The 12914-nt window shown below is 67.1% G+C and carries 7 protein-coding genes and 1 pseudogene; 2 read left to right on the top strand and 6 right to left on the bottom strand.

Annotated elements, in window-relative coordinates; genetic code table 11:
• Positions 1-41: 41 nt before the first annotated feature.
• The gene (locus DVDV_RS19825; RefSeq protein WP_075356315.1) at positions 42-938 is read left to right on the top strand and encodes an SAM-dependent methyltransferase; all 897 of its coding nucleotides are present in this window, start codon (positions 42-44) and stop codon (positions 936-938) included.
• Here DVDV_RS19825 and DVDV_RS19820 read toward each other — a convergent pair.
• The 6 genes from DVDV_RS19820 to DVDV_RS19795 all read right to left on the bottom strand — a co-directional run bounded on the left by DVDV_RS19820 (position 935) and on the right by DVDV_RS19795 (position 12344).
• Positions 935-2605, bottom strand: a complete 1671-nt coding sequence (locus DVDV_RS19820; protein WP_075356314.1) for an ATP-binding protein — start codon at positions 2603-2605, stop codon at positions 935-937. The two genes, DVDV_RS19825 and DVDV_RS19820, sit on opposite strands and share 4 nt — an antisense overlap.
• Before the next feature lie 153 nt (positions 2606-2758).
• Positions 2759-5878 carry an efflux RND transporter permease subunit gene (locus DVDV_RS19815; RefSeq protein ID WP_075356313.1) on the bottom strand — a complete coding sequence of 1040 codons (3120 nt, stop codon included), beginning with the start codon at positions 5876-5878 and terminating at the stop codon, positions 2759-2761.
• A complete protein-coding gene (locus DVDV_RS19810) occupies positions 5875-8976 on the bottom strand; it encodes a multidrug efflux RND transporter permease subunit (RefSeq protein WP_075356312.1) in 3102 nt (1033 codons plus the stop codon). The genes DVDV_RS19815 and DVDV_RS19810 overlap by 4 nt, the downstream gene beginning before the upstream one ends.
• On the bottom strand, positions 8973-10166 hold the full coding sequence (locus DVDV_RS19805; protein WP_075356311.1) for an MdtA/MuxA family multidrug efflux RND transporter periplasmic adaptor subunit: 1194 nt from the start codon (positions 10164-10166) through the stop codon (positions 8973-8975). The genes DVDV_RS19810 and DVDV_RS19805 overlap by 4 nt, the downstream gene beginning before the upstream one ends.
• A 140-nt stretch (positions 10167-10306) precedes the next feature.
• The gene (locus DVDV_RS19800; protein ID WP_075356310.1) at positions 10307-11896 is read right to left on the bottom strand and encodes an SAM-dependent methyltransferase; all 1590 of its coding nucleotides are present in this window, start codon (positions 11894-11896) and stop codon (positions 10307-10309) included.
• A 244-nt stretch (positions 11897-12140) separates the two neighbouring features.
• A complete protein-coding gene (locus DVDV_RS19795) occupies positions 12141-12344 on the bottom strand; it encodes a hypothetical protein (protein WP_075356316.1) in 204 nt (67 codons plus the stop codon).
• 190 nt (positions 12345-12534) lie between these two features.
• Here DVDV_RS19795 and DVDV_RS19790 point away from each other — a divergent pair.
• A pseudogene (locus DVDV_RS19790) lies at positions 12535-12914 on the top strand (hypothetical protein); the annotation flags it as partial.

Genomic DNA, 12914 nt, shown 5'->3' with positions numbered 1-12914 from the left:
GCCGTCCTGGCCTGCCACCCTAAACCCCGGCCCAACCACCCATGCCCTTTACCGTCTACCAGGCCCCGCCCGGGCTTTTGTCCGAACTGACCCGCGAACTCGGCAGCGCCGTCACAGCCGTGCGCGATCCGCTGGTGCTGGCCGACGGCCCGCCCGTCGAGTGCGCCTTTGCCGCCAACGTCTGGCTCGAACCGGATTTCATCCCCGTGGATTCCATCGGCGACGCCGCCCGAAAGCTGACCGCCATCCAGCGCAACTGGTCGCTTGTGCCCTCGGGCCACTTCCGCCGGGCCGCCCTGATGGCCGGGAAGCTGCCCCGGGTGTCGGCCAAGCCGCTCATCTACGGCCAGCCGCTGCCGACGGCCCCGCTTGGGGCCTTTACGCTGTGGGAAGACAATGTGCTGCTGGCCTCGCCGCGCACCAGCCAGCCCGTGCCGGACGGCGTCTACCGCTTCGAGGAAGACAGGACCGGCCCGCCGAGCCGGGCCTATCTCAAGCTGTGGGAGCTCTTCACCCGCCTCGGCGTCCATCCCGGACCGGGCGAGTTGTGCCTGGACATGGGCGGCAGCCCCGGGGGCTGGTCGTTTGTGCTGGCCGCGCTTTCCGCGCGGGTCTTTTGCATCGACAAAGCGCCGCTGGCCGAAAACGTGGACCGAAACCCGCTGGTGTCCTGGTGTCCGGGCAGCGCCTTTGGCCTCGACCCCCGCCATGCCGGAGCCGTGGACTGGCTTTTTTCCGATGTGATCTGCTATCCGGAACGGCTTTTCGAGTGGCTCAGCCGCTGGCTGGAACTGGGCGAGTGCCGCCACTACGTGCTGACGGTCAAATTGCAGGGCGAGACGGACTTTGCATTGCTCAATCGCTTTCGGGCCGTGTCAGGCAGCCGGCTGTTGCACTTAAGCCACAACAAGCACGAGCTGACCTTCGTGCGGCTCTAATTCCCCGCGCCAAGGCGGTTTCCGGCCACCTCGGCCAGCACCTGGGTCAGTTCCGACGTCTCCACCGGCTTGGCCAAAAAATGGTCCATGCCGGCAGCGGCAATGGCCCGGCGGTCCGTTGCCTGGGCCCGGGCGGTCAGGGCCACGATGGGCACCCGCCCGGATGGGCCCGGCAAGGCCCGGATATGCCGGGTGGCGGTCAGGCCGTCCATGCCGGCCATGCACACGTCCATAAACACCACGTCAAAAGCCTCGCGCGAAAGCAGTTCCAAGGCCTCGGCCCCGCTGCCGGCGCAGACCGGGTTGTGGCCGAGAAAGGCGAGCAGCCGCACGGCGGTCACGCCGCACACCGGCTCGTCCTCGACCACCAGGATGCGCAGGCCGTTACGGTCTGCGTTGCCGTTGCCCTCGGCCAGCCCGCCGGCTCCGGGCAGGGGAATGTCCACGGTGACGCTGGTGCCAAGGCCCGGCCGACTGGCCAGGTGCACCGAACCGCCCATGAGCGCCGTCAGGCGCTTGACGATGGCCAGCCCCAGGCCGGTGCCCTGGTAGCGGCGGGTGAGCGAACCGTCCACCTGGGTAAACGGCTCGAAAATGCGTTCGTGCAGTTCGGCCGGGATGCCGATGCCGGTGTCGGATACAACCAGGCGCAGGGTCGGTCCGGATGCCGCCGGCTCCAGGCGCGTTGCCCGGACAGCGACACTTCCGGCCAGGGTGAACTTGACGGCGTTGGACACGAGATTGGCCGCCACCTGCCGCAGCCGGGCCGCATCGCCGCAGGCCGGCTCGTCCAGCCCGGAGTCGGCGGCCAGGGTCAGTTCCAGCCCGGCGGCCCTGGCCTGGCGGGTATAGGCGTCCACCACGCCGCGCAAGACGGCCAGCGGCGAATAGGCATCCCGGCACAGGGCCAGTCCGCCGTCTTCGGCACTGGAAAAATCGAGGATGGTGTTAATCACCCCAAGAAGCCCCCGGCCGGATGCCAGGGCCGTGGCCACGAATTCGCCCTGCTCCCGGTCAAGGAGCGTCCCTTGCAAGAGCTGGAGCATCCCGAGAACGCCGTTTAGGGGCGTGCGGATTTCATGGCTCACATTGGCCAGAAATTCATCCCGGACCCGGCTTGCGGCCTCGGCCGCCTCTTTGGCGGCCACCAGGGCGGCGATCATGTCGTGGACATCGCCTGCATCCTCAAAAAGGGCCATGAACCGGCCCGCATCCGTTCCGGCCAGCCGGGCCACCAGCACATCGGCCGACACCCATTCCCCGCCGGCCTGCTTCAGCCGCCAGCCCACCGGCACGCCACCGTCGCCGTCCTCGCTGCTCCCGGCCCAGGATTCAGGCAAGAGCCCCGCTCCCGGCTGGAGCGGCGCGGCCACATCGACCAGGAGCATGTCGCGTTCCTGGCCCGGAGCCAGGCCCAGCATGGTGCGGGCGGCAGGATTGACGTCCAGGATGCGGCCGGCCACATCAAAGACCAGCATGGCTGTGTGACCGTGGTCGGCCAGGAGGCGAAGGCGATGGCGGCAGGCCTCCAGTTCGCGCCGCAGGAATGCAACGTCGGCATCGGGTCCGGGCACATCGCAACCGGGAGCGTTGCCGGCTGCTGCAGGAGGACCGGGCTGCTCTGCGGCGTTTGCATCGGCGCGTTGCGTTGTATCGGGCTCGGGCATGTGATGTCCTTTGGCTCGGCCCGACCAACAGCGCCGTCCCCTTGAATGCATGTACCGGAACGTCAGTACACTGAGAAGGCGTTGCAAGGCAAGGGCAGCCACGGGCATCGACAAAAACACGACAGCCAATACCAGAAACCCGTTTGGCGGTTTCTATGTCTCCTTGAGCGCCGCAGAGCTCCGGCTTCGTTTCCCGGCGGTGAAACGCCAGCGCAACCGGTCCAAATAGAGATAAATCACCGGGGTGGTGAAAAGAGTCATGATCTGGCTGACCACCAGACCCCCTGCAATGACAATGCCCAGGGGGCGGCGCAGCTCCCAGCCCGATCCATGGCCGAGCGCCAGGGGCAGCGCTCCAAGGAGCGCGGCCAGGGTGGTCATCATGATGGGCCGGAAACGCTTGAGACACGCTTCGGTGATGGCCTCCCTCGGGCCCAGGCCACGGGTACGCTCGGCCTCCAGGGCGAAATCCACCATCATGATGCCGTTTTTTTTCACGATGCCAATGAGCAAAATGATGCCTATGACGGCGATGATGGAGAGATCGAGGCCGAAAACCCACAAGGCGGCCACGGCCCCGAGTCCGGCCGAAGGCAGGGTGGACAGGATGGTGATGGGATGGATGGTGCTCTCATAGAGCACGCCAAGGACGATGTAGACGGCAAGCAGTGCGGCCAGGAGCAGATAGGGCTGGTTTTTGAGCGATTCGCCAAAGGCCTGGGCCGTGCCGGCGTAGGTGGTGCGAATCGACGAGGGCAGGCCCATCGCGGCCACGGCCGCGTCGATGGCGGCCGAGGCCTGGGAAAGCGAAACCTTGGGCGCCAGGTTAAAGGAGATGGTGGAGGCCGGGAACTGGCCCTGATGGTAGACCGAAAGCGGAGTCTGGGCGCTTTGCACCGTGGCCAGGGAGGCCAGGGGAATCTGGCTGCCGTCGGCGGCCGGCACGTAGATGTGGCGCAGCCCGTCGGGCGAGGCCCAGATGCGGGGTTCGGCATCGAGCACCACCCGGTACTGGTTGACCTCGGCATAGGACACCCCGGCCAGGCTCTGGCCAAAGGCGTCGTAGAGCACGGCGTCTATGGAGGCCATGGTGACGCCCAGGCGGGCGGCGGCGTCGCGGTCGACGACCACCGAGGTCATGAGCCCCTTTTCCTGCTGGTCGGCCACCACGTCGGTCAGGAGCGCCAGCCCGCGCAGGCGCTCCTCCACCTTGGGAACCCAGGTGAGCAGTTCGGAGAAGCCGTCGCCAAGGAGCGTAAACTGGTAAAGGGCCTTGCCCGGCCGGCCGCCCAGGCGCAGTTCCTGGGCCGGCATGAGAAAGGCCTGGGCGCCCGGGACGGCGGCGAGGGACTTGCGCAGCCGCGAAAGGGTCACGACCAGGGGGGGCCGCTTCGCCTGGGGCCTTAGCGTCACAAACATCTGGGCCGAGTTGGTGCCGCCGCCGCCGGGACCACCGCCGCCGCCGGTAAAACCGGTGACCGATTCCACGTCGGGATCGGCCTTTATGACCTCGACCACGTGCTCAAGCTTGCCGGCCATGGACTGGAACGAACTGTCCGAGGAGGCCTGGATAAAGCCCATGAGCCGGCCGTTGTCCTGTTCCGGGAAAAAGCCCTTGGGAATGGCGATGTAGAGCCAGACCGCGCCGGCCAGGGCCCCGGCCGTGGCAATGAGCATGAGCCGGGGATGGGACAGGGCCACGTCCAGGCCGCGGGCATAGCCCCGGGTCACGGCGGCGAAAACCCGCTGGACAAGCCCCGGACGAGCCGTCTGGCCGGCGGCCCCGGACCGCTTGCCCGGCCGCAGCAGCACGGCGCACAGCATGGGCGTGGTGGTCAGCGACAAGGCCAGGGACAACATGATGGCGATGGACAGCACCGCGGCAAATTCCCGAAACAGCCGGCCCACCATGCCGCCCATGAAAAAGATGGGGATGAAAACCGCCACCAGCGACACGCTCATGGAGACAACGGTGAAGCCCACCTCCCTGGAGCCGGCAATGGCCGCGGCTCGCGGCGTCTGTCCGGTTTCCATGTGGCGGGTGACGTTTTCCAGCACCACGATGGCGTCGTCCACCACAAAGCCGGTGGCGATGGTCAGGGCCATGAGCGACAGGTTGTCCAGCGAATAGTCGAGCAGGTACATGACGGCAAAGGTGCCGACCAGGGAGGCCACCGTGGCCACGGCCGGGATCACCGTGGCGGTCAGGGTGCCGAGAAACATCCAGACCACGGCGATGACCAGCAGGCAGGACAGGGCCAGCGTCCACTCCACTTCCGACAGCGAAGCCCGAATCGGCGGGCTGCGGTCCATTTCAACCGAGATGTTCACGTCCCCGGGGAGCGAGGCCGTAAGCTGCGGCAACAGCGCCCGGACATTGTCCACGGTCTCGATGATGTTGGCCCCGGGCTGGCGAAAGATGATGATCATGACCGCCGGGGTGCCGCCGACCACACCGGCCGTGCGCACGTCCTCCACGGAATCGGTAACGGTGGCCACGTCGGACAGGCGCACGGCCGCGCCGTTTTTATACGACAGAATCAGCGGCTCGTATTCCCGGGCCTTGTGGAGCTGGTCGTTGACGTCGATCTCATAGGCGGCCCCGTCCGACTCGATGCGGCCCTTGGGCCGGTTGACCGTGGTCTTGGAGATAAGCCCGCGCACGTTTTCAAGGCTCAGGCCGTTTTGGGCCAGCTTGGCCGGATCGACGCTCACCCGCACGGCCGGCAAGGCCCCGCCGCCCACAAAGACCTGCCCCACGCCCTCGACCTGGGCCAGCTTCTGCTGCAACACGGTTGCAGCCACGTCGTACATATCGGCCCGCAGCACGGTTGGCGAGGTGAGGGCCAGCACCATGACCGGGGCGTCGGCCGGGTTCATTTTGCGGTAGGTGGGGTTTTGCCGCAGGGTGGACGGCAAAAAGCCCCGGGCCGCGTTTATCGCGGCCTGGACATCGCGGGAGGCGCCGTTGATGTCGCGCGACAACTCGAATTGCAGGTTGATCTGGGCCGAGCCCCGGGAACTCGACGAGGTCATTTCCGTGATCCCGGCGATGCGGGCGAACTGGCGCTCCAGCGGCGCGGCCACCGACGTGGCCATGGTTTCGGGTTCGGCTCCGGGCAACTGGGCCTGGACCGAGATGGTGGGGAAATCCACCTGCGGCAGGGCGGCCGCCGGCAAGAGCCGAAAGGCGATGGCCCCGGCCAGCATGAGGGCCAGCGTCACAAGCGCCGTGCCGACCGGGCGGCGGATGCAGATTTCAGGCAGATTCATGACTGGGCCGGCTCCCCGGCCCTGGGGCCGCGGCCGCGGCCGGCCAGGCGTTCAAAGAAGAGGTAGATGACCGGCGTGGTATAAAGCGTCAGCACCTGGCTGACCACCAGCCCGCCAACAATGGCGATGCCAAGGGGGCGGCGCAGCTCGCTGCCCACCCCCGAGCCCAGGGCCAGGGGCAACGCGCCCAAAAGCGCGGCCATGGTGGTCATCATGATGGGCCGAAACCGCAACATGCAGGCTTCGTAGATGGCCTCGCCCGGGGGGAGTCCCCGCTCGCGCTCGGCGCTTAAGGCGAAATCCACCATCATGATGCCGTTTTTTTTCACGATGCCGATGAGGAGAATGATGCCGATGACGGCCATGAGGCCCAGGTCCTCGCCGCACAGCCACAAGGCCCCGACCGCCCCGACCCCGGCCGAGGGCAGGGTGGAGAGGATGGTGACCGGGTGGATGAAGCTCTCGTACATGACGCCAAGGACGATATAGACGGTAATAAGGGCGGCCAGGATCAGGAGCGGTTCGTTTCGAAGCGAGTCCATGAAGGCCCGGGCCGCGCCGGTAAAGGCCCCGCTGATGCTGCCCGGCAGGCCCAGTGCGTCCGACACCGTGCGCACCGCCGCCACGGCGTCGCCCAGGGAATGGCCCGGAGCCACGTCAAAGGATACGGTTGCGGCCGGAAACTGGCCCTGGCGGTTGATGACCAGGGGCGCTTCCCCCTGCGTGACCGTGGCCACGGCCGACAAGGGCACCTGTCCGCCGCCCGTGCCGGTCAGACGGACCAGCCCCAGGGCCTCGGGCCCCTGGGCCATGGCCGGGGACACGCCAAGGACCACGCGGTACTGGCTCAGTTCCGTGAACATGGTGGAAATCTGGCGCTGGCCAAAGGCGCTGTAGAGGGCATTGTCCACGTCCTCCGGGGTCAGCCCATAGCGGGCGGCGGCCACCCGATCGATATGGACATTGAGGCGAAGCCCGCCCAGGGCCAGATTGTGGGAGACGTTTCGCACCTCGGGCCGGGCGGACAGGGCGTCCACAAAGCGCGGCGTCCATTGGCTGAGATCCCGGGTGCTCGGGGTTTCCAGCGTATACTGGTACTGGGCCCGGCCGGCCCTGGCGTCCACGGACAGGTCCTGGACCGGGGACAGGGCCACGGTCAGGCCCGGCAGGCTGCGCAGCTTCTCTTCGAGCCGCCGGGCCACGCCGGCGGCGTCGGCATTGCGGTTGGCTTTGGGGACCAACTCCACGGCCAGCCGGCCGACGTTGGGGCTGGGGTTGATGCCGTCCACGCCGACATACGAGGCCACCGAGGCCACGGCCGGATCAGCCGACAGGATTTCGGTCAGCCCGGCCTGGGCTTCGGACACGGCGGCAAAGGAGGCCGTGGTCGGGGCCTCGAAGACGCCGGTCAGGCCCCCGGTATCCTGCACCGGGAAAAACCCCTTGGGCACGGCGGCATACATCCACACCGTGGCCGCGACCGTGGCCACGGCGACCAGCAGCGTCAGCGGCTGATGGCGCAACACGACGGTGAGGGTCCGGGCGTAGAATTTCGCCATGCCGGCAAAAAAGGCCTGGAAGCCCCGGACCGCAAAGCCCCCCGAGGCCCCGGACGATTTGCTGCGGCCAAGGAGCCGGGCGCACAGCATCGGGGTCAGGGTCAGCGACACCACGGCCGAAAGCAGAATGGCCACGCCAAGGGTCACGGCGAATTCCCGGAACAGCCGCCCCACTACGTCGCCCATGAAAAGCAGCGGAATGAGCACCGCCACCAGGGAGACGGTCAACGACAGGATGGTAAATCCGATCTGGCCGGCCCCGTCCAGGGCCGCCTTCATGGGCTCGACCCCTTCTTCCACATGGCGGGCCACGTTCTCGATCATGACGATGGCGTCGTCCACCACAAAGCCGGTGGCGATGGTCAGCGCCATGAGCGTCAGGTTATTGAGCCCATAGCCAAGCAGGTACATGACGCCAAAGGTGCCGATAAGCGACAACGGCACGGCCGTGCCGGGAATGAGCGTGGCCGGCAGGTCGTGCAAAAAGAGATAGATGACCCCGACCACCAGGACCACGGCCAGGAGCAGCTCGATTTGCACATCGTCGATGGAGGCCCGGATGGTGACGGTGCGGTCGGTCAGGACCGCAAGATTGACCGCCGTCGGCAGGGCCGCGCGCAACTGGGGCATGATCGCCTTGACCCGCTCCACCACGCTTATGACATTGGCCCCGGGCTGGCGCTGGATATTTAAGACAATGGCCGGTTTGCCGTTCACCCAGGCGGCCTGGCGCACGTCCTCGGGACCGGAATGGACCTCGGCCACGTCGGAGAGCCGCACCGGCCGGCTGTCGCGGTAGGCGATAATAAGCGGCTTGTAGTCCTCGCTGGACAGAAGCTGGTCGTTGGTCTCCAGGATCGATGACTGGCGCGGGCCGTCAAAGCCGCCTTTGGCCTTGTTGACGTTGGCGTCGGCAATGGCCGTGCGCACGTCTTCCAGGCTCACGCCGTAGGCGGCCAGGGCGGTCGGATTGGCGTCGATGCGCACGGCCGGACGCTGGCCGCCGGCCACGCTGACCAGGCCGACGCCGGAGAGCTGGGAAATTTTCTGGGCCAGCCGGGTGTCGGCCAGATCCTGGACCTCGGTCAGGTCCATGGTCTCCGAGGTCAGGGCCAGGGACAGGATGGGCGTGTCGGCGGGGTTCACCTTGCTGTAGACCGGGGGCGTTGGCAGGTCGTCGGGCAGCAGGCTGTAGGCCGTGTTGATGGCCGCCTGGACCTCCTGCTCGGCCACGTCGAGACTCAGGCTCAGGGCGAATTGCAAGGTGACGACCGAGGCCCCGGACGAACTGACCGAGGTCATTTCGGTCAGGCCCGGCATCTGGCCGAACTGGCGCTCCAGCGGCGCGGTCACGGCCGAGGCCATGACGTCCGGGCTGGCCCCGGGGTAAAACGTCCGGACCTGGATGGTCGGATAATCCACTTGCGGCAGGGCCGAGACCGGCAACTGGAAATAAGCCACGGCTCCGGCCAGGATCACCGCCACCATGATAAGCGTGGTGGCGACCGGCCGCAGAATAAACGGGCGCGACAGGTTCATGGTTTGCCGGCAATCCCCGGGCCGGAGTTGCGTACCGCCACCTTGGCGCCGTCGCGAAGCCGGTCCGCCCCCTCGACCACCACAACCTCGCCGGCAGCCAGGCCCGCATCGGCCACCACGTCCTCGCCAACGGCCATGCCGACCGTCACCGGCTTGGACTTCGCCACGCCCTCGGCGTCGACCACATACACCCGCGCCCCCTTGGAGCCGCGCTGGACCGCTGCCGCCGGCACCAGGACCACGCCCTTGCGCTCTTCCAGGAGCAGCTCGGCATTGACGAACTGGTTGGGGAAAAGGGCCTCGTCGGCGTTGTCAAAGACCGCCCGCAGCTTGACCGTGCCGGTGGCCGTGTCGATCTGGTTGTCGGCAGTGGTCAGTTTGCCCTGGGCCAGCCGCTTGGACATGGTCCGGTCGTAGGCGGAGACGGAGAGGCTCTCGCCGGCCCGATGCCGGACGAGCACCGCCGGCAACTGGTCCTCGGGCAGGGTGAAAAGAACGCTTATGGGCGAAACCTGGGTGATGACGCAGATGACCGTGGACTCGCTCGCCTTGACCATGTTGCCGGCATCGACCTTGCGCAGCCCCACCCGGCCGGTGATCGGGGCGGTGATGCGGCTGTATTCGAGCTGCAGTTTGGCGTTGTCGATAAGCCCCTTGTCCGTGCGGATGGCCGCTTCGTACTGGCGCACCAGCGACCCCTGCGTGTCCTTGGTCTGGCCGGCCAGCATGTCCTTTTTGGCCAGATTGTCGTAGCGCGAAAGGTCGGCCCGGGCGTTTTCGAGCAAAGCCGTGTCCTTGGCCAACTGGCCCTGGTACTGCTCGAGCTGGGCGGCAAAGGCCCGCGGATCGATCTGGGCCAGCAGCTCGCCCTCTTTGACCAGCTGGCCTTCGGTGAAGCGCACCTCCATGAGTTCGCCGTCCACCCGGCTTTTGACCGTGACCGTGCGCAGCGGCGTCACCGTGCCGATGCCGGAGAGCGTCACCGGGGCCACGCCCGTGCGGGCCACGGCCGTGGTCACGGACACAGCCTGCCCGCCCATGCCCGGAGGTCCGCCGGGGCCGCCGGGCTGGGCTTGCCCGCTGCCGGCCCCGTGCCACCAAAAAACCCCGGCAGCGGCAAGCAGCAGCACGCCCAGAGCCAGCCAGCGAAACGGACCCCTGCGCAGGGGTCCGGAAGCAGTCATTTGCATTGCAACATCCTTGTCTCTCGTTTCAGCCATCCCGGTCCGGGCCGTATTAGCCGTCGCCTGGGCCACGTCGTAAGCGGCGCGGCAAAGGTTACAGCCAGAACCATCGCCGGGCCAGCCCGGAGTGCCATCCTTCAATTCTGTCAGGATTTTTCAGAGTCTACCACAGCCCGCACGATGCGGGTCACGCCGCTCTTGCGCAGGCCGTCGGCCCGGCCGGCCAGATACCGGGCGTTTAACCCCGGCGCGCCCGGATCGTCCACCCGGGCAAAGCCCAGAGTCAAAAGGGCCGCGGCCAAGGCGGCCGGATCAAAGGCCGATTTCCACGGCTCGCCCCGGGCCGCCGCCCGGGCCGCCACGCGTTCCCGTCCCCGGCATTCCCCGGGAGACAGCAGGGACGGCTCCACGGCATAGTCGAAAACGATCCGGGTGCCCGGCGGCAAGGTGGCGACCCAGGCCAGAATGTCCAGGATAGTGCCCGCTTCCAGGTACATGGTTACCCCAAGCCAGGAAAAAAAAGCCGGGGCGGCGCAGTCAAACCCGGCTGCCGCCAGCACCTCGGCCAATCGGGACGACTCGAAGTCCGTCGGGACAAAGACCACATTGTCCCCGACCGCCAGCCCGGCCTCGGCCAGAAGGCTGCGTTTCCAGGCCTGGGTCGCCGGATGGTCCACTTCGAAAAATCTGGTCCGCCCGTCTCCCCGTCGCCAGGGGGCGGTGTCCAGCCCGGCCCCGAGGCTCACATATTGGGCCACGCCGCCGGCCCTGGCCTCGTTCCAGGCGTCCTCGGCCACCCGGCTGCGCAGCGCCCCGGACAGGCGAAGGCCGCGCAGCTCGCCGCCGTCATACCGCCCCGGATCGGCGCGAAGGGCCGCTTCCCGCTCCCGTCCGATGATGCGAAGGGCCAGGGGATCGTCCAGCACAAGGGGCGCGTCGAGGAGTTGATGGGCTGCCCGCAGCATGGCCATGCCCATGGCCGTCTGCCGGGGAGCCGTCGCGTCCCCGGAGGCGGCCTCTGGCCGGGAGGCCGGCCGGGCCGCATCCAAAGCCCTTTCGAGCCAGGCCAGCATGGGTTCGCTCATCCCGGCCGCCTGGCGCACGCCCGCCTCGGAGCGCACCAGTTTTCGCAGCTTGCCAAGGAGCGCCGGATCATCGCCGGCAACCGTCCGGGCCAGGCTAACGACACGGCGGGCAATGGCCAGGCCTTCCACGCTTTCCGGGGCCACCTGTCCGGCCATGGCCGCGGCGACGGCGGCGGCAATCCCGGCCCAGGCCTTGCGCCGTTCCCGGCCCGGGCTGCGATGGCGGCGCAGCCGGGCCAACTCGTCTTCGGTGAAATACCGGCTCCAGACATGCATCAGCGCCAGGGTGTCCAGCCAGTCGCCCAGGGCCGTTTCCTTGTTGTGCAGCAGCCGGTCGCGAAGCCGCGACAGCTTTTCGCCAAGGGCTGCGGCCTTGTCCGCCTGCTCCTTGAGCACCGCTATCTGCCGGGCCAGGATGTCGGGCAGCGTCGCCCCGTCTTCATCGAGCAGCCGCCGGATCTCGGCCAGGGAACAGCCGAACTGTTTGAGCGCCAGGACGGCGTGCAGCCGCATGGCCTCGGCCTGCCCGTACACCCTGTCTCCGCCCTCGGTCCGCGTCCTCGGGCAAAGCAACCCCAAGGCGTCGTAATGGTGCAGCGTCCTGACCGTCACCCCGGCGCGCCGGGCCAATTCACCGATACGAAGCAGCATGGGCCGCCCTCCTTTTGCCCAGGGTACACCCTGACGTAACGTCAGATTCAAGGGAAAATGCACCCCGGAACCAACATTTTTGGTTAAGCGTCCGACTGTTTTGTCGCCCGCCTGCCCCGGCAGCCTCTCAACCCGAGGCTTCAAAAAAGGAAACGGCCGGAACTCCCGCACTGCGGGGAGCTTCCGGCCGTCTGGCAGCACTGTCGCCGGGGCGCACTCGCAAGCGCCGGCGGTTGGTTGGGAGCTAGATGCCGCCGCACAGGCGGGCGAAGCTCATGCACTCGAACCGATTGCTAAAGGGGCACGGTTCCTTGGAAAACCACTTGCGCTTGGGGCACCAGTAGGCGTTTTTGAAAGGCTCGTTGCACCCGGAGGGCGTCGTGGCCTTGCGGGTGTACGAGCCGAACCGCATCCTGCCATCACTGTGACTGACGTTCCAGACGGCCATGATCGTCGCCTCCGTTTCCCACTGCACTGCATAGGACGGGCCAAAGGCAGGATTTGCCATCCGATTCTAATTGCAACGATTTTCTCCCGGCCAGCTCGCCCCTGGCGCACGGCCCGGTTTTGATCTAAAAGCCAGCACGTATCCCATACCCATCGCGCGCCGGAGATTCCGGCGGGCAAAGGAGGACGCCTTGGGACTTTTGGCCGCCAGCGGCGGATTCACCCGATATAGGATTGTTGGCGAGGCGGATAAGCAGATTCTGCGCGAGGCCCCGGAACGGCTCAAAAAATACGCCTTCGTGGACATCGACGGCACCGCCGACGAACGCTCCTTCGGCTGGACCGCCTTCGAAGACTACCTCGACAGCGAATGGCACAGCGCGCCCCCGGAAAAAGGCCACTACATGGCCTTTTCCCTGCGCCTGGACACCCGGCGCATCTCCCCGGCCGTCTTTAAAAAACACCTGCGGCTGGCCATCGACATCGAAAAGCAGCAGCAGATGCAGGGCGAAGGCAAGGCCTTTTTTGTCCAAGGACCGCAAAAAGGAAATCGCCGAGCGCGTCAAATTAT

Source organism: Desulfovibrio sp. DV (genome assembly GCF_001936595.1).
Taxonomy (GTDB): Bacteria; Desulfobacterota; Desulfovibrionia; order Desulfovibrionales; family Desulfovibrionaceae; genus Solidesulfovibrio.
This window is presented reverse-complemented; position numbering and strand designations above follow the sequence as displayed.

Coding starts and splice junctions, on each gene's coding strand:
- DVDV_RS19825 (WP_075356315.1), top strand. CDS start 42: ATGCCCTTTACCGTCTACCAGGCCCCGCCCGGGCTTTTGTCCGAACTG.
- DVDV_RS19795 (WP_075356316.1), bottom strand. CDS start 12,344: ATGGCCGTCTGGAACGTCAGTCACAGTGATGGCAGGATGCGGTTCGGC.
- DVDV_RS19815 (WP_075356313.1), bottom strand. CDS start 5,878: ATGAATCTGCCTGAAATCTGCATCCGCCGCCCGGTCGGCACGGCGCTT.
- DVDV_RS19800 (WP_075356310.1), bottom strand. CDS start 11,896: ATGCTGCTTCGTATCGGTGAATTGGCCCGGCGCGCCGGGGTGACGGTC.
- DVDV_RS19820 (WP_075356314.1), bottom strand. CDS start 2,605: ATGCCCGAGCCCGATACAACGCAACGCGCCGATGCAAACGCCGCAGAG.
- DVDV_RS19805 (WP_075356311.1), bottom strand. CDS start 10,166: ATGCAAATGACTGCTTCCGGACCCCTGCGCAGGGGTCCGTTTCGCTGG.
- DVDV_RS19810 (WP_075356312.1), bottom strand. CDS start 8,976: ATGAACCTGTCGCGCCCGTTTATTCTGCGGCCGGTCGCCACCACGCTT.